The sequence below is a fragment of the Pseudomonas sp. LBUM1655 genome, from assembly GCF_059716085.1.
In genome coordinates this window covers 2,673,701-2,693,752 of sequence record NZ_CP166801.1, presented here as the reverse complement: position 1 = coordinate 2,693,752, position 20,052 = coordinate 2,673,701, and the positions used below count along the sequence as shown (strand labels likewise).

The 20,052-nt window shown below is 60.8% G+C and carries 22 protein-coding genes; 17 read left to right on the top strand and 5 right to left on the bottom strand.

Annotated elements, in window-relative coordinates:
* Positions 1-305 precede the first annotated feature (305 nt).
* The 6 genes from ACA074_RS12165 (at position 306) to ACA074_RS12140 (ending at position 5,125) form a co-directional block, all read left to right on the top strand.
* The gene (locus tag ACA074_RS12165) at positions 306-1,100 is read left to right on the top strand and encodes a helix-turn-helix transcriptional regulator (protein WP_497679095.1); all 795 of its coding nucleotides are present in this window, start codon (positions 306-308) and stop codon (positions 1,098-1,100) included.
* A gap of 72 nt (positions 1,101-1,172) precedes the next feature.
* A complete protein-coding gene (locus ACA074_RS12160; RefSeq protein ID WP_497679094.1) occupies positions 1,173-2,582 on the top strand; it encodes an efflux transporter outer membrane subunit in 1,410 nt (469 codons plus the stop codon).
* Between the two features lie 156 nt (positions 2,583-2,738).
* Complete coding sequence (locus tag ACA074_RS12155; RefSeq protein ID WP_187678740.1) at positions 2,739-3,344, top strand: SCO family protein; 606 nt, start codon at positions 2,739-2,741, stop codon at positions 3,342-3,344.
* On the top strand, positions 3,344-3,823 hold the full coding sequence (locus ACA074_RS12150; protein ID WP_497679093.1) for a copper chaperone PCu(A)C: 480 nt from the start codon (positions 3,344-3,346) through the stop codon (positions 3,821-3,823). The genes ACA074_RS12155 and ACA074_RS12150 overlap by 1 nt, the downstream gene beginning before the upstream one ends.
* 208 nt (positions 3,824-4,031) lie before the next feature.
* Positions 4,032-4,484: an Ohr family peroxiredoxin gene (locus ACA074_RS12145; RefSeq protein WP_187678742.1), complete on the top strand. Its 453-nt coding sequence runs from the start codon at positions 4,032-4,034 to the stop codon at positions 4,482-4,484.
* A gap of 185 nt (positions 4,485-4,669) precedes the next feature.
* On the top strand, positions 4,670-5,125 hold the full coding sequence (locus tag ACA074_RS12140) for a MarR family winged helix-turn-helix transcriptional regulator (RefSeq protein ID WP_497679092.1): 456 nt from the start codon (positions 4,670-4,672) through the stop codon (positions 5,123-5,125).
* A 31-nt stretch (positions 5,126-5,156) separates the two neighbouring features.
* Here ACA074_RS12140 and ACA074_RS12135 read toward each other — a convergent pair whose 3' ends face one another.
* Together ACA074_RS12135 and ACA074_RS12130 are read right to left on the bottom strand one after the other, a co-directional pair.
* Positions 5,157-6,647, bottom strand: a complete 1,491-nt coding sequence (locus tag ACA074_RS12135) for an aldehyde dehydrogenase family protein (RefSeq protein WP_497679091.1) — start codon at positions 6,645-6,647, stop codon at positions 5,157-5,159.
* Complete coding sequence (locus tag ACA074_RS12130) at positions 6,644-7,039, bottom strand: c-type cytochrome (protein WP_401265229.1); 396 nt, start codon at positions 7,037-7,039, stop codon at positions 6,644-6,646. Before ACA074_RS12130 ends, ACA074_RS12135 begins: the two co-directional genes overlap by 4 nt.
* A gap of 335 nt (positions 7,040-7,374) precedes the next feature.
* Here ACA074_RS12130 and ACA074_RS12125 point away from each other — a divergent pair, with 335 nt between their 5' ends.
* The 5 genes from ACA074_RS12125 to ACA074_RS12105 all read left to right on the top strand — a co-directional run bounded on the left by ACA074_RS12125 (position 7,375) and on the right by ACA074_RS12105 (position 10,900).
* Entirely contained in the window at positions 7,375-8,523 is a 1,149-nt protein-coding gene (locus ACA074_RS12125; protein ID WP_489880888.1) for an amine dehydrogenase large subunit, read from the top strand.
* Positions 8,524-8,535: 12 nt separating this feature from the next.
* Positions 8,536-9,075 carry a MauE/DoxX family redox-associated membrane protein gene (locus tag ACA074_RS12120; protein ID WP_497679090.1) on the top strand — a complete coding sequence of 180 codons (540 nt, stop codon included), beginning with the start codon at positions 8,536-8,538 and terminating at the stop codon, positions 9,073-9,075.
* 3 nt (positions 9,076-9,078) lie between these two features.
* Positions 9,079-9,699: a methylamine dehydrogenase accessory protein MauD gene (gene mauD / locus ACA074_RS12115; RefSeq protein ID WP_497679089.1), complete on the top strand. Its 621-nt coding sequence runs from the start codon at positions 9,079-9,081 to the stop codon at positions 9,697-9,699.
* A 14-nt stretch (positions 9,700-9,713) separates the two neighbouring features.
* Positions 9,714-10,235 (top strand): methylamine dehydrogenase light chain, encoded by a 522-nt coding sequence (locus ACA074_RS12110; RefSeq protein ID WP_401265240.1) that lies wholly within the window; start codon positions 9,714-9,716, stop codon positions 10,233-10,235.
* 143 nt (positions 10,236-10,378) lie between these two features.
* Positions 10,379-10,900: a c-type cytochrome gene (locus ACA074_RS12105; RefSeq protein ID WP_489880892.1), complete on the top strand. Its 522-nt coding sequence runs from the start codon at positions 10,379-10,381 to the stop codon at positions 10,898-10,900.
* A gap of 3 nt (positions 10,901-10,903) precedes the next feature.
* Here ACA074_RS12105 and feaR read toward each other — a convergent pair whose 3' ends face one another.
* The 3 genes from feaR to paaY form a co-directional block, all read right to left on the bottom strand.
* On the bottom strand, positions 10,904-11,818 hold the full coding sequence (feaR, locus tag ACA074_RS12100; protein WP_497617815.1) for a transcriptional regulator FeaR: 915 nt from the start codon (positions 11,816-11,818) through the stop codon (positions 10,904-10,906).
* Between the two features lie 84 nt (positions 11,819-11,902).
* Complete coding sequence (gene paaX / locus ACA074_RS12095) at positions 11,903-12,826, bottom strand: phenylacetic acid degradation operon negative regulatory protein PaaX (protein ID WP_305443021.1); 924 nt, start codon at positions 12,824-12,826, stop codon at positions 11,903-11,905.
* Positions 12,827-12,881: 55 nt separating this feature from the next.
* Positions 12,882-13,478 carry a phenylacetic acid degradation protein PaaY gene (gene paaY / locus ACA074_RS12090; RefSeq protein WP_497617814.1) on the bottom strand — a complete coding sequence of 199 codons (597 nt, stop codon included), beginning with the start codon at positions 13,476-13,478 and terminating at the stop codon, positions 12,882-12,884.
* A gap of 370 nt (positions 13,479-13,848) precedes the next feature.
* Here paaY and paaF point away from each other — a divergent pair, with 370 nt between their 5' ends.
* From paaF to paaK, 6 genes are all read left to right on the top strand, one after another.
* Positions 13,849-14,619 carry a 2,3-dehydroadipyl-CoA hydratase PaaF gene (gene paaF, locus ACA074_RS12085; RefSeq protein ID WP_497679088.1) on the top strand — a complete coding sequence of 257 codons (771 nt, stop codon included), beginning with the start codon at positions 13,849-13,851 and terminating at the stop codon, positions 14,617-14,619.
* A gap of 33 nt (positions 14,620-14,652) precedes the next feature.
* Positions 14,653-15,444 (top strand): 2-(1,2-epoxy-1,2-dihydrophenyl)acetyl-CoA isomerase PaaG, encoded by a 792-nt coding sequence (paaG, locus tag ACA074_RS12080; protein ID WP_497679087.1) that lies wholly within the window; start codon positions 14,653-14,655, stop codon positions 15,442-15,444.
* Between the two features lie 2 nt (positions 15,445-15,446).
* Complete coding sequence (paaH, locus tag ACA074_RS12075; protein ID WP_497679086.1) at positions 15,447-16,961, top strand: 3-hydroxyacyl-CoA dehydrogenase PaaH; 1,515 nt, start codon at positions 15,447-15,449, stop codon at positions 16,959-16,961.
* Positions 16,948-17,397, top strand: coding sequence for a hydroxyphenylacetyl-CoA thioesterase PaaI (paaI, locus tag ACA074_RS12070; RefSeq protein WP_497679085.1), 450 nt, complete (start codon positions 16,948-16,950; stop codon positions 17,395-17,397). The genes paaH and paaI overlap by 14 nt, the downstream gene beginning before the upstream one ends.
* On the top strand, positions 17,390-18,601 hold the full coding sequence (gene pcaF / locus ACA074_RS12065) for a 3-oxoadipyl-CoA thiolase (protein WP_497679084.1): 1,212 nt from the start codon (positions 17,390-17,392) through the stop codon (positions 18,599-18,601). The genes paaI and pcaF overlap by 8 nt, the downstream gene beginning before the upstream one ends.
* 99 nt (positions 18,602-18,700) lie before the next feature.
* Entirely contained in the window at positions 18,701-20,026 is a 1,326-nt protein-coding gene (gene paaK / locus ACA074_RS12060; RefSeq protein WP_497679083.1) for a phenylacetate--CoA ligase PaaK, read from the top strand.
* The last annotated feature ends 26 nt before the right edge of the window (positions 20,027-20,052 follow it).

Genomic DNA, 20,052 nt, shown 5'->3' with positions numbered 1-20,052 from the left:
ACATGCCCATACCGCCTTTTACTCAGGCGCTGCCGACCGGAAATCACGACTGCCCCGTTTTCAGGGCCTTTGGCGTGACTGGGCAGTCATTCGCGACAACTGTTGTGCCATCAGTCCCGTCAGAACCCCGGCGCCAACAATCAGAAATGCTGGCACTTTGTGTCCCTGTTTTCCCCTACAGACGCATGACAAATGTATAGGTTTAAATCCTGCCCCAGATCATGTTCAAGGAGAAATGACTGGGTGGGCGGCTTTGACGACGGCAGACGATTCAGTGATGGCTCTGAACCAGGGATGACAAGGATATGAATCTGACCGGTAGTATTCGCAATATGGAAAACCCGCACTTCTACTGGCAACTCGGGGAGCTGATTGCAAGCACGGGCGATGATCACTTCGCCACGAACATGTTCCAGTTGGTCGACACGCTGGTGCCGGTCAACCGGGTCGATCTGAGCGAATGGACGCTGGATGAGCGTCAAGCCAGCGTGGTCGAGATCAAGCCGCTGGGCAGTGCCGGTCTACCGCAGACTTTCCCTGCGCGCGATCCGCTGGAGAGCCCGGACAATCATCCGTTGTTGCAGAAAATGATCGAGATGAACGACTCGCTGTTGATTCAACTGAAAGCCTCGCTTCTATCCCGACATCCGCAGCACAGCGTCCATCAATGCAACCTGGTGTCGCGCAGCTCCAACCGCCGCTGTGTCATTTCGTTCTACCGGCCGCATACCCAGCGCGTGTTTTCCCTGCCGGAACTGTCTTTTCTCAAGAGCCTGTCCGACACCCTGCTGCCGCTGATCGAACGCCATGCGCAGATCAGTCGGCAAACCCTGGCCAAACAACCGCGCCTGCCGTTGGCTGATCTGGATCAGGCACCGCTTGCGCGAGTGTTCGATGAACGATTGGCATTGAGCGGCATCGCCTTGTCAGCGCGCGAGAAAGAAGTCTGCCTGGGCTTGCTGACCGGCGGCACAGTGCCGCAAATGGCCGAAAGGCTGTGGGTCAAGAACAGTTCGATCGAGACCTACCTCAAGCGCGCCACGGCCAAGCTTGGGGTCAGTGGCCGGCATGGTCTTGCCAAATGGATGGCTGGGGCCTGATCCGGCAGTTCTGCTGAAAAACGGGCACGGATACAAGACGTGCCCGCCGTCTTCCGTGCATGAGGCTGTTCGATGTCCACCCTGCGAATTTCCTTGCTCTGCCTGGCAATGCTGGCGGGCGGCTGTTCACTGATTCCCGATTATCAGCGGCCCGCGCCACCGAGTGCTGCGCAATATCCGCAAGGTGCAGCCTATCCGGCATCGAACCAGACTGCGGGCAACGAAGACTGGCGCACACTGTTCAATGATCCGGCCCTGCAACAGTTGATCGAGCACGCGCTGGTCAACAACCGCGATTTGCGCGTGGCCGCATTGAACGTCGAAGCGTTCCAGGCGCAGTACCGTATCCAGCGCGCCGACCTGTGGCCGGCGGTGTCGGCCAATGCCAGCGAATCGCGCCAGCGCATGCCACCGAGCGTGACCCAAAGCAAAGCGCTGATCAATTCGACCTATTCGGTCAATCTCGGCATCAGCGCCTATGAGCTGGACTTTTTCGGCCGCGTACGCAGCCTCAGCGAGCAGGCGTTGCAGACTTGGCTGTCGACCGAAGAAGCTCGCCGCAGCGCGCAGTTGAGCCTGGTGGCCAACGTCGCCAGCGCCTACCTGACCTGGCGCGCCGATCAGGAACTGCTGGCGCTGACCCGTGAGACCCTCGCCGCCGATCTACAGAGCTTGCGCCTGACCACGCGCAACCGTGAGGCTGGTAAATCGTCGGCACTGGAGCAGGCGCAAGCGAAAACCAGCGTCGACACCTCACGGGCCAATCTGGCGCGCTATCAGCGTCAGGTCGCGCAGGACTTGAACAGCCTGACGCTGCTGGTCGGCGCGCCGGTGCCTGAGTCCCTACCGGCGCGGCCGTTGGCCAGCGATCTGGTGCAACAACTGCCGGCGGGGCTACCGTCGTATCTGCTGCAACGGCGGCCGGACATTCTTCAGGCCGAGTACAAACTCAAGGCAGCCAACGCCAATATTGGCGCGGCGCGGGCAGCGTTTTTCCCCAGCGTCAGCCTGACCGCCAATGCCGGCACCTCCAGTCGTGACCTGTCTGGCCTGTTTGGCGCAGGCTCCGGGGCTTGGACGTTTCAGCCGCAGATCAGCCTGCCGATTTTCAATGCCGGCAGCCTGCGCGCGAGCCTGGATTATTCGAAGTTGCAGAAAGATGTGGCGGTCGCCGAATACGAAAAATCGATTCAAACGGCGTTTCAGGAAGTTGCCGACGGACTGGCGGCGCGCACGACTTATCAGCAGCAATTGCAAGCGCAGCGCGATCTGGTGCAAGCCACACAGGACTACTACAACCTGGCGCAACACCGTTATCAGAGCGGCGTCGACAGCAGTCTGGTGTTCCTTGATGCCCAGCGTTCACTGTTCAGTTCGCAGCAAGGCTTGATCACTGATCGCCTGGCGCAACTGGTCGCCGAGGTGAATCTGTACACCGCGCTGGGCGGCGGCTGGCGGGCGGCAGAGGCGACGATTCAGTAAGTACTCGTCACTTTTTCTTACACCTTTTGTCGCCCTGCGACACCCTGTCAGCCGATCGAAAACCGACTCGCCGGTTCAGTTTGGTATCATGCGCCGCTTTTACGGTTAACCCCTCGCCAGTCCTGCCGACTGACGGGCTGCAAAAGGCGGTATTAGATGACGGCTTTGTTGACTCGCCGCAAGGTACTTGCGGGAATGGGCGTGCTCGGGCTCGGCCTGCTCGCCGGCTGCGACACCCGCGGCCAACTGTCGTACAAGTACGGCAAGGATCTGAGTAACAAGATCATGGGACGCACCTTCAAATTGAAGAACACCGACGGCGAAACCATGACGCTGTCGAGCTTTCGCGGTTTGATGCCGATGGTGTTCTTCGGCTTCACCCAGTGCCCGGCAATCTGCCCCACCACGCTCGCCCGCGCGGCCAAAATCAAAAAACTGATGGGCAAGGATGGCGATCGCTTGCAGGTGATCTTCATCAGCCTCGACCCCGAGCGCGACACGCCAGAAATCCTCGACGCCTACATGAAAGCCTTCGACCCTACCTTCGTCGCGCTGTACGGCACGCTTGAGGAAACCAAGGCCACGGCCAAGGAGTTCGACGTGTTCTTCGAGAAGGTGCCGGCCGGCGACACCTACACCATCTCGCACACCGCCACCAGTTACGTTTATGACTCGCGCGGCGAGCTGCGCCTGGGTCTGTCCACATCGCTTTCGGCAGAAGAATGCACGGAAGATTTGCTTACTGTTATGGAGGTTTGCTGATGCACCCCGTTCTGAACAACATCAAACGCGTCGTGTTCGGTCTGTCCCTGCTGGGCCTGGCTTTTCAGGCGTCGGCACAAACCACCGTCAGCGACGCCTGGGTACGTGCCACCGTGCCGACCCAGTCCGCCAGCGGCGCATTCATGACCGTCACCGCCGACAGCGACAGCAAGCTGCTCAGCGTCGCGAGCCCGGTGGCCAAAGACGTGCAGATCCACGAAATGACCATGAAGAATGACGTCATGAGCATGGGCCCGGTGAAATCGGTCGACCTGCCAGCCGGCAAAGCCGTCAGCTTTGATCCAAACGGCTACCACGTCATGCTGATGGGCCTGACCGGTCAGTTGAAAGAAGGCGAAACCGTGCCTTTGACCCTGACTGTGGAAAACGCCAAAGGCGAGAAAGAAACCGTTGAAGTGAAGGCCGCCGTGCGTTCGCTGACCAACATGCAAGGTCACGATCACAGCAAAATGCATTGATCTGACTGACTGAAACACCCGCGGGGCGGCCTGATCGTTATCAGGCCGCCCCGTTTTTTTTGCGCGAAGGAAACGTTTACCACTCGTCGCGTGGGGCCTGTCGAGCGGGTTGACAGAACTCTGGGGCAAGAGGATTATTATTACATCGCATGCGATCTAACCGCATGCGATAACAACTCCAATCATTATGTCTTTGAGGATTAATCCCATGAGCAAAATCGAAAAAGTCCTGGCCACCGGCAAAACCCACACCACCGCTGCCAGCGCCGGCATCACTTCGCGCGGTCACAACGGTAACCTCGACATTCAACTGTCGTCGCCGGGCAGCGCCAAACCGGCCCATGTGTTTGCCAACGCCCTGCCGCACCCAACTGCCGAGCAACTGTTTGCCGGCGCCTGGTCCGCTTGCTACACCGCCGCGGTCGGCCTGGTCGCCAATGACCTGAATGTGGTGCTGCCGGCCGACATGTCCGTGGACATCGAAGTCGACCTCGGCCAGACAGGCCCGGCCTACTTCCTTCAGGCTCGTCTGACCCTGCGCGTACCGGGCATTGCCGACGACATCGCGAAAACTTTGGCGCACACCGCTGACCAGATCTGCCCCTACTCGAAAGCCACTCGCGGCAACATCGATGTGGCGTTGAATGTCATTACCGAATGATTTTATTCAGCCAAATACATCGCATGCGATATAGGCGCATAGGATAGAGATACAATCGGTTCGCCCTGCGTTCACGGGCGAACCGATTGGCGTTTCAAACACCAGCAGCACTCCCGATAAAATCGCATCCGACGTATAGTTCGCCCCATACGTTTCAACGGTTCAGCAGACCCACGAGGATGAACATGAAAAACACCCTGGCCCCCACCGATCTCAAACTCAGCGACTTCCTGTGCTTTGCCGTGTATTCGACCAACCTCGCGTTCGGCAAGGCCTACAAACCGATCCTCGAACGGCTCGGCCTGACCTACACCCAATACATCACCATCGTTGCACTCTGGGAACAGGACGACCAAACGGTCGGCAGTCTCGGCGAAAAGCTGTTCCTGGAATCCAACACCCTCACCCCGATCCTGAAAAAACTCGAAGCCATGGGCTATCTGCAACGTCAACGCGACCCGGCGGACGAGCGTCAGGTGCGGATCGGCCTGACCCAAAGCGGCAAAGACCTGCGCAACGTGTCCTCGGGCAGCAGCCTGTTCGACGCAACCGGGCTGACCGTGGACGAGTTCACGCAGATGCAGCAATCGATCGTGAAATTGCGTAACAACCTGATCAAGTCGACGAATGCTGAAGGGTGATTGGCCTGTCCAGGTTATTTGTTGCCTGTAATCAATGCGCGATGCAGACGGATTTCAGTTCGGTATAAGCCTCGATCACCGTCCGGCCAAACTCCCGGCCCATTCCCGATTGCTTCACCCCGCCAAACGGCATCGCCGGGTCGAGCAGTACGTGGGCATTGACCCACACCGTACCGGCCTCGATGCGCGGCACAAGGTTCATCGCCTTGCTCAGATCATTGGTCCACAGACTCGCCGCCAGGCCGTAGGGATTGTCGTTAACCAGTGCAATCATCTCGTCCTCATCATCAAACGCGATGACCGCCAACACCGGCCCGAACACCTCTTCGCGCGCCACGGCCATGCTGTGATCGACATCTGCCAGCACCGTCGGCTGCACGTAGAATCCCTGACGATCCAGCAACTCCCCGCCGCAGACCACCCGCGCACCTTCGCGCCGCGCCAGTTCGATGTGCTTGAGCACACTTTGTTGCTGCTTGTGCGACACCAACGGATTGATCGCCGCTTCGGCGTCCATGCCCGCACCGATCGGCAACGCCGACACTGCCGCCGCTAGCCCTTCGACAAATGGGTCGTGGATCGAACGATGCACATAGAAGCGTGAAGCCGCCGCACACACCTGACCGTTATTGAGCAAACCACCGAGGAGCGCGCCCTGAATGGCTTTTTCGAGGTCGGCATCGGCCAGCAGAATCATCGGGTTCTTGCCGCCCAGTTCCAGCGCAAAACGGGTCATGTTGGCCATGCACGCCACTCCAACGGTTTTGCCCACGGCGGTGGAACCGGTGAATGACACTTTGCTCACCAGCGGATGCGCAGTCAGCGCGCCGCCCACTGAAGTACCGCCGCCCGTGACCACATTGAACACACCTGCCGGAATGCCTGCTTCAACGGCCAATTCCGCCAGACGCAGCGCCGTCAGCGGTGTTTCCATTGCCGGTTTGATGATCACTGTGCAACCGGTGGCCAGCGCCGGCATCAACTTCCACGCCGCGATCATCAGCGGGAAATTCCACGGCACGATGCCGACCACCACGCCCACGGGTTCGCGTTTAGTAAACGTGGTGAAACGCGTGCCAGGCGGCAACGGAATCGACACGTCAAAGGTCTGCCCTTCGATCTTGGTCGCCCAGCCTGACATGTAGCGCATGAACTCCACCGTGGCGTTCACATCCAGTGCGCGGGCCATGTTGATCGACTTGCCCTGACTCAGGGTTTCCAGTTGCGCCAGCTCTTCGCCGTGTTCCTCGACCAGACGAGTGAAGTTCAGCAGGATGCGCTCGCGATCCGCCGGCCGCAGCCCCGACCAGATGCCGGACTTGAACGCGGCATGGGACGACTGCACGGCGCGCTCGACCAGTTGCGCCGGGGCATCCAGCGTTTCACACAAGGTCTGGCCGCTGGCGGGATTGACCACGGCAATCGTCGGGCCTTCAGCGAATTGCCATTCACCATCGATAAAGCAGCCATGCCGACGATCAATGAACGCCGCGACCTGCGGCAGCACTTCAACGTTGCTCATAAAGCCTCCTTGGATTTGAGGAAACACACCACGGCCTGACGGTCGTCAGCCGAAGCCAGGCCCATATAAGGCATGTAGGTCCCGGGCACGTAGGCCTGGGGCTGGGTGATCAGTTCGGCGATGGTTTCGGCTTGCCAGCTGACATCTTTGTTGCGCATCGCCGGGGAATAACTGAAGCCCGCCAGGGAACCGGATTTTCGCCCGATCACGCCGTTGAGGTTCGGCCCCATCATCCCGGTGACGTCTTTTTTTACCGCATGACAGACACCGCATTCAGTGGCAAAGACCTGAGCGCCATGACGGGTGTCGGGCGCGCAATCGGCGGCGATGGCGGCTTGGGCCACTGTCAGGGAAAACAAAGAAGCGAAGGCAAATCTGAGCGGAGTGAACATAGAAGACCAACCCGAAAATTATTGAATACCCACCGTCACCTGTAGGAGTGAGCCTGCTCGCGATGAGGGCGTGTCAGTCGCCATCAATGTTGAATGCCAGACCGCCATCGCGAGCAAGCTCGCTCCCACAGGGATTTGTGTCGATTGTCGGGGCTTGCGACGACACGGGTTTTGCCCTGTCTGCCAGTCGCTTTGGCGCGGCTGCCAATTGCGCCGCACGACACTGGCACAAACACACAAGCACTTGGCAGACACAGCAATTCCCCGATTCTTGCGCAGAGGCAAAATCCACTGGCACCCACTATTCAGGGCACCAGTCAGGGAGTTCCCCTTCAATGCGAACCAACCGGATCACCGTACCGTCAGCGCTGGGCTTGAGCCTGTTGCTGCTCGGCTTGAACAGCGCCCGCGCCGAACTGCCGCCCGACACCATCGGCCAGACCACGCTCGCGTTCCCGCCCGAGGCGCACCGCGCCTATGTGGTTGACGTCGAATTCGAAAACTTCGTGATGGGCCGCGTCACCGTGGTCGACCCCGACCAGAAAAAAATCCTCGGCATGGTGCCCACCGGTTTTGCCGCGCCGTCGGCCCTGAGCCACGACCGCAAAACCCTGTTCAGCGCCGACCTGTTCTATTCGCGCGGCACTCGCGGCACGCGCACCGACGTGCTGACTGCATGGGACACCTCGACCCTGTCGCCGTCCTGGGAAGTGGTGATCCCGAGCAAACGCGCCGAATCCCTGACCCAGCGCTATGGCCTGAAACCGAGCGGCGATGACCGCTTTGTCTACGTCTACAACTTCACCCCGTCGACCTCGGTGACCGTGGTCGACACCCAGGCTCGGGCCGTCAGCAGCGAAATCGCGATTCCCGGTTGCGTGCTCAATTACCCGGTGGGCAATCGTCGCTTCGCTTCGTTGTGCGGCGACGGCAGCCTGCAAGTCGTCACGCTCAACGATCAAGGCCAGGAAACCGCGCGCAGCCGCACGCCGTTCTTCGACCCGAATGCCGAGAAGCTCAACGAACGCGCGGTGAACGTCGGCGACACCTACTACTTCGTCACCACCACCGGCACCGTGCGCCCGGTCGACTTTGCTGGCGATGCGCCGAAGCTCCTGCCGTCGTGGTCGCTGGTCAACGACGCCGAGAAGAAAACCGGTTGGGCACCCGGTGGCTGGCAACTGATGGCGGTCGCGCCAAAGCTCGATCGCTTGTACGTGCTGATGCACGACGCCCACGAAGCGATGAAGTGGGAAGACCCAAGCACGTTGATCTGGGCCTTCGATCTCAAGACCGGAAAGAAACTCGCGACCCTCGAAGCACCGAAACCGGTGTGGAGTCTGCAAGCCACTGGTGATGACAAACCACTGCTGCTTGGCGCCGATATCGAGGGCGGCTTGCAGATCTTCGACCTGACCACCAACACGCTCAGCGCAAGCATGCCGAAAGTCGCCAAAACCGCGACTCAGGTCATGAGCTATTAAGGGGTTGCCGCCATGACGATTGACCCGATTTTCATCCTTGCCAGTGCGCTCGCGGTTGCGGTGCTGCTGGCCAGCGCCGCAACCCACAAGCTACGCGCGCCGGCCCGCTTCGCCCGGCAACTGGCTGACTATCAACTGCTGCCCGAGTCGCTGGTTCGTCCGGTTGGGCGAGTGGTTCCGTTGCTGGAACTTTTGATCGCTTTTGCCCTGCTGGTTCCCCTCAGTCGCGGCCCGGCAGCATGGGTGGCGGCGGCGCTGATCGCCCTATATGCGGCGGCCATCGGCATCAATCTGTGGCGCGGTCGTCGTGACATCGATTGCGGCTGCGCAGGGCCCGATCAGGTGCAACCGCTGCGTCCGGTTTTGCTGCTGCGCAACGCGGTGTTGATTGCCGTGGCGCTACTGGCCAGCGCAACACCGCTGGTTCGCGACCTGAATCTGTTCGACGGTTTCGTCACTGTCGCGGCCAGTGCCGTGGCGCTGCTGATCTACGCCGCCGCTGATGGCTTGCTGGCCAACTCCCCTCTTCTGCTCAAATTGATTGGTAGGTGATTTATGGAAGGTCTGATGATTTCCAATGTGTTGCTGTGGGTGCTACTGATTGCCCTGGCGTTCGCGGTGATGGGGCTGGTGCGGCAGATTGGCGTGCTGCACGGGCGCATTGCCCCGGCCGGTGCGCTGATGGTCGATAAAGGCGTCGCAGTCAATGAAGCCGCACCGCAAGTCACCGCCGCCGATCGCCACGGGCGCCCGGTCAACTTCGGTTACGCCGGGGATAAGAACCAGTTGCTGTTCTTCCTCTCGCCGACCTGCCCGATCTGCAAATCGCTGTTGCCGGCGATCAAATCCATCGCTAAACAGCAAGCTGACCGCCTCGACGTGGTGTTCATCAGCGACGGCGACATGGAGGCCCAGCAAGCACTGATCCGCGAACACAAACTCGACGACGTCACCTACGTGGTCGGCCCCGAAGTGGGCATGACCTATCAGATCGGCAAGCTGCCCTACGCCGCGCTGATCGACAAGACCGGCACTTTGCGCGCCAAAGGCCTGGTCAATTCCCGCGAGCATCTGGACAGCCTGTTCGAGGTCGAACACCTGCAAAGCGCGACATTGCAGGACTACCTCAACAGCCAGCCACAGCCGCATCACCACAGCCACGGCCATAGCCACTGAGCGGGGAGAGACTGATGAAAATTCTGGATCTGTTGTTCGAACGCTCGGCCCGCCGAGTGGCCGACACCACGTCGCGACGCAAACTGCTGGCGCGCATGGGTTCGCTGATGGTCGCTGGCGCCGCACTGCCACTGCTGTTGCCGCTGGATCGCACCAGCAAGGCACTGGCGGCGGACAATCCCAAGGCTGGCGATCCGGGTGATCCGAACAGTTGCGACTACTGGCGCTACTGCTCGATCGACGGCTTTCTGTGCAGTTGCTGCGGCGGTTCAGTGACGTCGTGCCCGCCGGGCACCGAAGCCTCGCAAGTGACCTGGATCGGCACCTGCCGCAACCCGGCGGATGGCAAGGACTACATCATTTCGTACAACGACTGCTGCGGTAAGCAGAGCTGTGCGCAGTGCGCGTGTACACGTAATGACAGTGAAGAACCTGCGTACCGGCCGTTCAACAACAACGACGTGAACTGGTGCCTGGCGGCGAAATCGCACATCTATCACTGCACGGTTTCGATTATTCGGGGTGTAGCTGTCTGACCAGAGCGCAGCAACTTTCCCCTGTGGGAGCGAGCCTGCTCGCGAAAGCGGTGTTTCAGGCGACAGCTCTATTGGATGTGCCGGCGTCTTCGCGAGCAGGCTCGCTTCCACAGGGGTGTTGTGTGAATTTTGAAGGAGTTGTCATGCGTCATTTGCTCATTCTTGGTCTGGCGCTGGCGATAGCCGCACCGTCGGTCTACGCCCGCGCCATCCCCAACCCGAACCAACGCCACGCGCCGGGCAACGAGGCGCCACAAACCCCCATCGCTCAGGCCAATTACAGCGTCGGCGTGAACTACCAACTGCAATGCGCCGGTTGCCACTTGCCCGACGGTACAGGCTCGGCCGCCAACGACACGCCGCGTATGGCCGGTTTTGTCGGCAACTTCCTGAAAGTCCCCGGCGGCCGTGAGTTTCTGGTGCGCGTTCCCGGCATGTCGCAGTCCGCGCTGAACAACGCGCAACTGGCCGACCTGCTCAACTGGCTGCTCCGCGAGGACGGCATGGCCGGTGCCAGTGCGCCGAAGAATTACCCGCCGTACAGCGCCGACGAAGTCGCGCAGTTGCGCCACGAAACCATGCTCAACCTGCCCGGCACGCGAGCACAGCTGATTAAGGAAATGCGCGCCCAAGGCATCGCAATCGATGACGGCATGAACGACTGAACCTCAAGCGTGCTGCTTGCGGTACTCCCCCGGCGCAATGCCGAAGCGCGATTTGAACGCTGTGGAGAAATGGCTCGAATCGGTAAAGCCCCACGAGTAACCGAGCACCGACAGTTTCTGCTCGCCCCCCGACTGACGCAGGGATTCGGCGCACAAGTCCAGCCGTCGATTCTTGATGTAACGGGCCACCACCAGGCCCTTCTTCGCGAAAATCCGGTACAGCCCGCGCACCGACATCCCGACTTCCCGCGCCAGCCATTCCGGGCACAGTTCTTCGCAACGAATGTGCTCGTCAATGCACGCCAGGGTTTTCTGGAAGATCCGTTCATGCAGATCGCTGCAGTCTTCGCTTTGGCTGATCGCCGGGCGCAACAGGCTGACAATTGCCTCCAGCGTCGCTTCGCTTTCACTCAAGCTAAGGTTCTTCTGACGGGTGGCATCGAGGATCAAATGATGCGAAAGCATGGCCATCGGGGAGCTCGCCGGGATGCGGTGACCGCACTTGACCTGATTGAAGCGCAGGGTCTTCTCCACCAGATGAGTCGGCAGAATCAGCGACAACTGCCGGGAGTTCTCGTGGTAGGTGAAATCGCTCGGCCGGGAGGCGTCGATCAGGGTGATATCACCGGCCGACAGCAAGGCTTTGTTGTCGCCCTGGGCCATGCCCGCCGAGCCTTCGAGCTGAAACACGGCAAAGTATTTGCCGCCCTCGCCCGCGGCGATTTCCGCCGGCGTGCGATACAGCCGCGCCTGGCAGGCGTCGACAAAACTGAGCTTGAGCGCACCGCTCTGGTACTCACGAATGCGCCCGGTAAAACCGGCGCCGAGGGTTTGCGCATTGAAGGCGCCGCAGATCTGGTTGATCTGATGGATCCACTGATCGAAGCCGTCACGGCGTTGTGCAGTTGAAGGAATCATGTCTGGCCTCACGCAGGCTTGTTTTTATTATCTACGTCAATCCAAGCGTTCTTCCTGAACAGTGCGGCTCCCTCGCTGTGGCGATTATTTCAAGCCGCCAAAGCGTCGATAGAAACTCTCGCCGACGTCCGGCAACGGCCCGTCAGCAGTCTCCAGCGCAGTGTTCAGCCACTCTTCGGCCTTGGCGTAGATCAAACGGTAGATGTTGCGGCACAACTGCCGCGCCGCGCGACCTTCCCAGTCGCCGGGGAGCAATTCGTCCGGCAGTTGCGGGTCGCGCAGCAGCAGTTTGCGGTATTCGTGAATAAGCAGGAGACGTGCCATGAAACAGTCTGCCGGCAGCAGGTTTTCCTGCTCGCGAAGCGCTTGCCAGAGCGGTCGGAACAACTGGATAAACTCGCTGTAGTGCGCCGCCAGCTCCTCAATGCTCCAACTCTCGCGCACCTGCGCCCGCAGGGCTTTGGAGGCCAGCACGTCTTGTGCGGTGGTTTCAAAAACGATGGTGTCTTCCAGCGCCCCGAGGTCCTGCAACGTGGCGTTGACGTCCGCGCGATCACTGCGTGGGCACGCCAGCACCGCCGGGGAAATCGCACCAAAACCTTGCCATTCGAGCTCTTCGCGCACCTGCTTGCGCTTGTCCTGGCTCAACTGCGTGAGCATCGCCAGGCACCACGAACCGTCCCAGGCCGGCACGGTTGAACTGTAAACCCGTTTGAAGGCTTTATCGAAACGCCGCCGGCCAGTGCCGGTGAGGCTGTAATAGCTGCGCCGGCCGACTTTCTCGGCGGTCAGCCAGCCTTCCTTGGTCAAACGAAAGATTGAGGTACGGATCAGCCGCTCGTTGATGCCGATCGGCTCCAGCAACTGAATCAGACTGCCCAGCCACACCGTGCCGCCGTGGGGTTCGATGGCATCCCCGTACAGCGTGATGATCAAGGAACTGGCGCGGATCGGCGTCTGCTCCTGGAAGCGGGTAATCAGATGGTTCAAAGGTGTCAGTGATGACATGGGCGTACCGGGTTGAAAAAAAGAAAGGAATATACCGAATCGAAACGGGTGGTGTTCATAGTGAACTGTTCTTGGGCCGCAATCCGCTGTCGCTGATCCGTGGCCGATTCGGCTCTGGCTCGCTCAACGGTTCGCAGACTCGCATCTGCGTCAGGCAACGCTGGGCCAGTTCCTGATACTCACGCGTACCGGCCTGCTTCCACGCCACTTCCTGGTCGCTGAGTTCACGCTTGATACTGGCCGGCGCGCCCATCACCAGCGACTGCTCGGGGCATTCGAACCCTGCCTTCACAAACGCCGCTGCCGACACGAACGACCGTGCTCCGATCCGCGCGTTGTCCATCACTACCGCATTCATGCCCACCAGTGCATCGGCGCCGATCCGGCAACCGTGCAACACCGCGCCGTGGCCGATGTGGCCGTTGCGTTCGACCACGGTGTCGCTGTCGGGAAAGCCGTGCATCACGCAGGTGTCCTGCAGGTTGGCGCCATCTTCCAGAACGATGCGGCCGAAGTCGCCACGCAAACTCGCCAGCGGCCCGACGTAACAGTGCGGCCCGATGATCACATCGCCGATCAGCACGGCGGACGGATGCACATAGGCGGTTGGGTCGACCACCGGAGTCAGTCCATCAAGGCTGTAACAGGTCATCGCAGGCTCCTTTGCCGGACGTTGTGCAGTGAGATACGCAAAGCGATGCGCAAACAGGCCTGTTTTGTATCACATCGTTTCACGACATAAAAGCAAGAAAAGCGTATCGCTTTATAGAGCCACCGCTTGTCGCGCGTAGACCCTTAAACAATTTAGTATTTATTCGTTATTTATCAATAATTTGATTAATACGAAACGAGCTAAACCAGAAAGTGATAGACCGGACGAAATTCTATTTGAGACACATTAATAGCATTTCATTGTTGCTTTTGCGTATCACGTTAAGTCTATACTTCGGCAAAACCGACGCCCGACGTCGAACCAACAACAAGCCGGCAGCAGCCGAGCGCACACCGTGAGGGCCTTTGCCATGCCTCAAACCCTGGCCGTTGAACAGCTGCAAGCTGTGCGCCTGATCACCCTGCAACGTCCGCAGGCGTTGAATGCCCTCAATACCGAACTGCTCGGCGAACTCGCCGCCGAACTGAGCACCGCTGAGGCCGACCCGGATACCCGCGCCGTAGTCCTGACCGGCAGCCGCAAAGCCTTTGCTGCCGGCGCCGACATCAAGGAAATGGCTGAGCGCGATCTGGTCGGCATCCTCAACGACCCGCGCCAGGCCTCATGGCAAATCATCACCCGCTTCAGCAAACCGCTGATCGCTGCCGTCAACGGCTTCGCCCTCGGCGGCGGCTGCGAGTTGGCAATGCACGCCGACATCCTGATTGCCGGCGAAGACGCGCGTTTCGGCCAGCCGGAAATCAACCTCGGAATCATGCCCGGCGCGGGCGGCACCCAACGTTTATTGCGTGCGGTCGGCAAGTCACTGGCGATGCAAATGGTTTTGACCGGCGAAGCCATCGACGCCCGCCACGCCCTGCGCGCAGGCCTGGTCAGCGAAATCACCCAACCGGAATTCACCGTCGGACGCGCCCTGCAGATCGCCCACGCCATCGCCGCCAAGGCACCGCTGGCCGTGCGTCTGGCCAAGGAAGCGCTGCTCAAGGCGATGGACACCGATCTGGCCAGCGGCCTGCGTTTCGAGCGCCATGCCTTCACGTTGCTGGCCGGTACCGCCGATCGCGATGAAGGCATCCGCGCCTTTCAGGACAAACGTGCGCCGCAGTTTCGCGGCCAGTAATCGAATCGAACGACCTCCCGGAGAACCCTGCCCATGAACTTCGAACACATCCTGTTTTCCATCGAGGCCGGCGTCGCCTTGCTCAGCCTCAACCGGCCCGATCAGCTAAACAGCTTCAACACCGCCATGCACCTGGAAGTCAAAGAAGCGCTGAAGCAGGTGCGGCAGACCCCTGAAGTGCGCGTGCTGCTACTGACCGGCGAAGGTCGCGGCTTCTGTGCCGGGCAAGACCTGAGCGACCGCAATGTGGCGCCGGGCAGTGAGGCGCCGGATCTTGGCGTGTCCATCGAGACCTTCTATAACCCGCTGATTCGCCAGTTGCGTGATCTGCCGATGCCGGTGATTTGCGCAGTCAACGGCGTGGCAGCCGGGGCCGGGGCGAACATTCCGCTGGCCTGCGATCTGGTGCTGGCGGCGCGTTCGGCGAGTTTTATTCAGGCGTTCTGCAAAATCGGTCTGATCCCTGATTCCGGTGGTACTTGGACGCTGCCGCGTCTGGTCGGCATGGCCCGCGCTAAGGCCTTGGCCCTGCTGGGCAATCGCTTGAGCGCCGAACAAGCCGAGCAATGGGGTTTGATTTATCGCTGCGTCGACGATGCGCAGTTGCGCGACGAAGCCCTGACGCTCGCCCGCCATCTGGCCACGCAACCGACTTACGGCCTGGCGCTGATCAAGCGCAGCCTCAATGCGAGCCTCAGCAACACCTTCGACGAACAACTGGAACTTGAGCGCGATCTACAACGCCTGGCCGGGCGCAGCGAGGACTACCGCGAAGGCGTCAGCGCATTCATGGAAAAACGCACGCCTGCGTTCAAGGGTCGCTGAACATGAACGCTCTCAACCGCAACGCACAAATCGCCGTAATCGGTGCCGGCGCAATGGGCGCCGGCATCGCTCATGTCGCCGCGCAGGCCGGGCATCCAGTGCTGCTGCTGGACAACCGTCCGGGCGCGGCTGCTCAAGCCATTGATGGCATTGACCGACAACTCGGCAAACGCGTCGAGAAAGGCAAACTTGCCCCCACCGAAAGAGCAGCAATCATTGCTCGCTTACAAGCCGTAGAGGCCATCGAAGCGCTGGCCGACTGCACGCTGATCATCGAAGCGATTGTCGAAAACCTTGAGGTCAAACGCGCACTCTTCGCTCAGTTGGAAAGCCTGTGCAGCGAACACTGCATCCTCGCCAGCAACACCTCTTCGCTGTCGATCACGCGCATCGCCGCCGACCTGAAACGCCCGGAGCGCTTGCTCGGCCTGCACTTTTTCAACCCCGCGCCCGTGATGCCGCTGGTGGAAATCGTCTCCGGTCTGGCCAGTGATCCCGCGCTCGCCAGCACCTTGTTTGACACGGCAAAAGCCTGGGGCAAACAACCGGTACACACCCGCTCGACGCCGGGTTTTATCGTCAACCGTGTGGCGCGGCCGTTCTACGCCGAAAGCCTGCGCCTGTTGCAGGAAGGCGCCGCCGATTGCGCCACCCTTGATGCCCTGATGCGTGACGCCGGCGGCTTCGCCATGGGCGCGTTCGAACTCACCGACCTGATCGGCCACGATGTGAATTATGCGGTGACCTGTTCGGTGTTCGACGCCTATTACGGCGACACCCGTTTTCAGCCGTCGCTGATCCAGCAGGAACTGGTGGATGCCGGACGCTTCGGGCGCAAAAGCGGTCGTGGTTTCTACGACTACAGCGAGGGTGCGCAGCGTCCTGACGCGCAATCCATAAGCAGCGATGCGATTGTCGACAACTGCGTGGTGGAAGGCGATTTGGGCGCCCTGAACGACTTGATCCCGCGCCTGAAAACCAACGTCACCCAGCGTGACGGCAGCGGCTTGCTGAGAGTCGGCGAGGCCATTCTGGCCCTGAGCGACGGCCGCATGGCCAGCCAACGCGCCAAAGAAGACGGCCTGCGCAACCTGATCCTGATCGATCTGGCCTTCGATTACGCCACAGCCAAACGCATCGCCATCAGTTGTTCGGCGGACATCAGCGACAGCGCTCGCGATCAAGGCGTCGCCCTGCTGCAACGCGCCGGCCTGCACGTCAGCCTGCTCAGCGACACACCGGGGCTGGCCGTGTTGCGCACCGTCGCCATGCTCGCCAACGAAGCTGCCGACACCGTGCTGCACGACGTAGCGTCGGCGGCGGATATCGATCTGGCGATGCGCGCTGGCGTCAATTATCCGCAAGGCCCACTGGCCTGGGCTGACCGAATCGGACTCGCGCAGATCACCCGCGTCCTCGACAACCTGCAAGCCACTTACGGCGAAGAGCGCTACCGGCCATCGCTGCTGTTGCGCCGCAAAGTCGCCGAAGGGAGCACATTTCATGACCAGCCTTGAAGCCATGAGCCTCGCCAGTCGCTGCGCGCAAACGATGCTCGAGCGTGACGCCGCCACTCAGGGCATGGGCATTCGCCTGATCAGCGCCGCGCCCGGCAGTTGCACCCTCGGCATGGGCGTGCGCGCCGACATGATCCAGGGCCACGGCACCTGCCACGGCGGTTTTCTGTTCGCCCTCGCCGACTCGGCGTTCGCCTTTGCCTGCAACAGCTACAACGACGCCACTGTGGCGATCGGTTGCAGCATCGATTACATCGCCCCTGCCCACTTGGGCGACACCCTGACGGCACGCTGCACCGAACAATCGCGCTCGGGCCGTACCGGCAATTACGACGTTCGCATCGAAAACCAGCAGGGCCAGTTGATCGCCCTGTTCCACGGCAAATCCTACAAAGTGCGCGGCACGGTGCTGGCGCAGGAGACTCCCCATGAATGACGCTCTGATCATCGACGCCGTCCGCACCCCGATCGGGCGCTACGCCGGAGCCTTGAGCAGCGTGCGCGCCGACGACCTCGGTGCCGTGCCGCTGCGTGAATTGCTGCGCCGCCACCCGCAAGTGGACTGGAATCAAGTCGACGATGTGATCTACGGCTGCGCCAATCAGGCCGGCGAAGACAACCGCAACGTCGCGCGTATGTCGGCGCTGCTGGCCGGGCTGCCGGTCAGCGTGCCGGGCACCACGCTCAACCGTTTGTGCGGCTCCGGTCTGGATGCCATCGGCACTGCCGCGCGGGCGATTCGCAGCGGTGAAGCCGGATTGATGCTGGTCGGCGGTGTCGAATCGATGTCCCGCGCGCCGTTGGTGATGGGCAAGGCTGAAACTGCGTTTTCGCGTTCGGCGGAGCTGTTCGATACCACCATCGGCTGGCGTTTCGTCAATCCCTTGATGAAGAAAGCCTACGGCATCGACTCGATGCCGGAGACCGCCGAGAACGTCGCCGAACAGTTCAACATTTCCCGTGCTGATCAGGACGCCTTCGCCCTGCGTAGCCAACAGCGCGCTTCAGCGGCGCAGACCAATGGACGTCTGGCCAAAGAGATCGTCGCCGTGGCAATCGCGCAGCGCAAAGGCCCGGCCAAAGTGGTCGAGCACGACGAGCACCCGCGCGGCGACACCACGCTGGAACAACTGCAAAAACTCGGTACGCCATTCCGTGAAGGTGGCAGCGTCACCGCCGGCAACGCGTCCGGGGTCAACGACGGCGCCTGCGCCCTGCTGCTGACCAATGCACAAACCGCCCAGCGCTTCGGCTTGAAGGCCCGTGGCCGTGTAGTGGCGATGGCCACCGCCGGGGTCGAACCACGAATCATGGGCATCGGCCCGGTGCCAGCCACGCGCAAAGTGCTGGAACTGGCCAACCTGAGTCTTGCCGATATGGACGTTATCGAGCTCAACGAAGCCTTCGCCGCCCAGGGCTTGGCAGTGCTGCGTGAGCTGGGTCTGGGCGACGACGATCCGCGGGTCAACCCGAACGGCGGCGCCATCGCCCTCGGTCATCCGCTGGGCATGAGTGGCGCACGACTGGTCACCACTGCCCTGCACGAACTGGAAGAACGTAGTGGCCGTTATGCGCTGTGCACCATGTGCATCGGCGTCGGCCAGGGCATTGCGTTGGTGATCGAACGCTTGTCCGACTAAAGAACCGCGATTCCCGAGGTGCCGAGCGGTATCCTTGGGGCATGCACTCAGCGCCCCGCAAGCACGGGGCTGAAACACAAAAATAATTCGAGTGAAGTCATGAACATGCCAATTGCCCAAGCCGTGCTCAACCCTGAACTGGATCCGCTGGAAACCGCCAGCGTCGATCAATTGCGCCAGCATCAACTCGAACGCCTGCGCTGGAGCCTCAACCACGCGTACAACAACGTGCCGCTGTACCGCCAACGCTTCGACGCGCTAGGCGTACACCCGGACGACATTCGTTCGCTGGACGATCTGGCGAAGTTTCCGTTCACCACCAAATCCGATCTGCGCGACAACTACCCCTACGGCATGTTTGCCGTGCCGATGCATGACGTCGTGCGTCTGCACGCCTCCAGCGGCACCACCGGCAAACCGACGGTGGTTGGCTACACCCAAAACGACATCGACACCTGGGCCAACATCGTTGCCCGTTCGATCCGCGCTGGTGGCGGTCGACGCGGCGACAAGGTGCATATTTCCTATGGCTACGGCCTGTTCACCGGTGGTCTGGGCGCGCACTACGGTGCCGAACGCCTGGGCTGCACGGTGATTCCGATGTCCGGCGGCCAGACCGAAAAACAAGTGCAACTGATCAAGGATTTCCAGCCCGATATCATCATGGTCACGCCGTCGTACATGCTCAACATCGCCGACGAGATCGAACGCCAAGGCATCGACCCGCACAAACTGGCCCTGCGCCTGGGTATCTTCGGCGCCGAACCATGGACCGCTGAACTGCGCAGCGCCATCGAAGCACGCCTGGGCATCACCGCCCTCGACATCTACGGCCTCTCGGAAATAATGGGCCCGGGCGTGGCCATGGAATGCGCGGAAACCCGCGACGGCCCGACGATCTGGGAAGACCATTTCTACCCGGAAATCATCGATCCGATTACCGGCGAAGTGTTGCCGGACGGGCAGATGGGCGAACTGGTGTTCACCTCGCTGAGCAAAGAAGCCCTGCCGATGATCCGCTATCGCACCCGCGACCTCACCCGTTTGCTGCCCGGCACCGCACGCCCGATGCGCCGCATCGACAAGATCACCGGGCGCAGCGACGACATGCTGATCATCCGTGGCGTCAACGTGTTCCCGACTCAAGTTGAAGAACAGGTGCTGAAGATCAAACAGCTTTCCGAGTCCTACGAGATTCACCTGTATCGCAACGGCAATCTGGACAGCGTCGATGTCCACGTCGAACTCAAGGCCGAGCATCAGGGCCTGAGTGACGAGCAGCAGAAGGCCCTGTGCGGCGAACTGAGTCGGCACATCAAAACGTACATCGGGATCAGTTCACGGGTATTGCTGCAGCCGCCGTTCTCGATCAAGCGTTCGGAAGGCAAGGCGTGCCATGTGATTGATAAGCGCGCCAAGGACTGATTCGGCCCTTAAGAAGCGGGGAAGGC

What these genes read in the sequence shown, in the direction of transcription:
- ACA074_RS12165 (WP_497679095.1), top strand. Translation starts at nt 306, where the DNA reads ATGAATCTGACCGGTAGTATTCGCAATATGGAAAACCCGCACTTCTAC.
- ACA074_RS12160 (WP_497679094.1), top strand. Translation starts at nt 1,173, where the DNA reads ATGTCCACCCTGCGAATTTCCTTGCTCTGCCTGGCAATGCTGGCGGGC.
- ACA074_RS12155 (WP_187678740.1), top strand. Translation starts at nt 2,739, where the DNA reads ATGACGGCTTTGTTGACTCGCCGCAAGGTACTTGCGGGAATGGGCGTG.
- ACA074_RS12150 (WP_497679093.1), top strand. Translation starts at nt 3,344, where the DNA reads ATGCACCCCGTTCTGAACAACATCAAACGCGTCGTGTTCGGTCTGTCC.
- ACA074_RS12145 (WP_187678742.1), top strand. Translation starts at nt 4,032, where the DNA reads ATGAGCAAAATCGAAAAAGTCCTGGCCACCGGCAAAACCCACACCACC.
- ACA074_RS12140 (WP_497679092.1), top strand. Translation starts at nt 4,670, where the DNA reads ATGAAAAACACCCTGGCCCCCACCGATCTCAAACTCAGCGACTTCCTG.
- ACA074_RS12135 (WP_497679091.1), bottom strand. Translation starts at nt 6,647, where the DNA reads ATGAGCAACGTTGAAGTGCTGCCGCAGGTCGCGGCGTTCATTGATCGT.
- ACA074_RS12130 (WP_401265229.1), bottom strand. Translation starts at nt 7,039, where the DNA reads ATGTTCACTCCGCTCAGATTTGCCTTCGCTTCTTTGTTTTCCCTGACA.
- ACA074_RS12125 (WP_489880888.1), top strand. Translation starts at nt 7,375, where the DNA reads ATGCGAACCAACCGGATCACCGTACCGTCAGCGCTGGGCTTGAGCCTG.
- ACA074_RS12120 (WP_497679090.1), top strand. Translation starts at nt 8,536, where the DNA reads ATGACGATTGACCCGATTTTCATCCTTGCCAGTGCGCTCGCGGTTGCG.
- mauD (WP_497679089.1), top strand. Translation starts at nt 9,079, where the DNA reads ATGGAAGGTCTGATGATTTCCAATGTGTTGCTGTGGGTGCTACTGATT.
- ACA074_RS12110 (WP_401265240.1), top strand. Translation starts at nt 9,714, where the DNA reads ATGAAAATTCTGGATCTGTTGTTCGAACGCTCGGCCCGCCGAGTGGCC.
- ACA074_RS12105 (WP_489880892.1), top strand. Translation starts at nt 10,379, where the DNA reads ATGCGTCATTTGCTCATTCTTGGTCTGGCGCTGGCGATAGCCGCACCG.
- feaR (WP_497617815.1), bottom strand. Translation starts at nt 11,818, where the DNA reads ATGATTCCTTCAACTGCACAACGCCGTGACGGCTTCGATCAGTGGATC.
- paaX (WP_305443021.1), bottom strand. Translation starts at nt 12,826, where the DNA reads ATGTCATCACTGACACCTTTGAACCATCTGATTACCCGCTTCCAGGAG.
- paaY (WP_497617814.1), bottom strand. Translation starts at nt 13,478, where the DNA reads ATGACCTGTTACAGCCTTGATGGACTGACTCCGGTGGTCGACCCAACC.
- paaF (WP_497679088.1), top strand. Translation starts at nt 13,849, where the DNA reads ATGCCTCAAACCCTGGCCGTTGAACAGCTGCAAGCTGTGCGCCTGATC.
- paaG (WP_497679087.1), top strand. Translation starts at nt 14,653, where the DNA reads ATGAACTTCGAACACATCCTGTTTTCCATCGAGGCCGGCGTCGCCTTG.
- paaH (WP_497679086.1), top strand. Translation starts at nt 15,447, where the DNA reads ATGAACGCTCTCAACCGCAACGCACAAATCGCCGTAATCGGTGCCGGC.
- paaI (WP_497679085.1), top strand. Translation starts at nt 16,948, where the DNA reads ATGACCAGCCTTGAAGCCATGAGCCTCGCCAGTCGCTGCGCGCAAACG.
- pcaF (WP_497679084.1), top strand. Translation starts at nt 17,390, where the DNA reads ATGAATGACGCTCTGATCATCGACGCCGTCCGCACCCCGATCGGGCGC.
- paaK (WP_497679083.1), top strand. Translation starts at nt 18,701, where the DNA reads ATGAACATGCCAATTGCCCAAGCCGTGCTCAACCCTGAACTGGATCCG.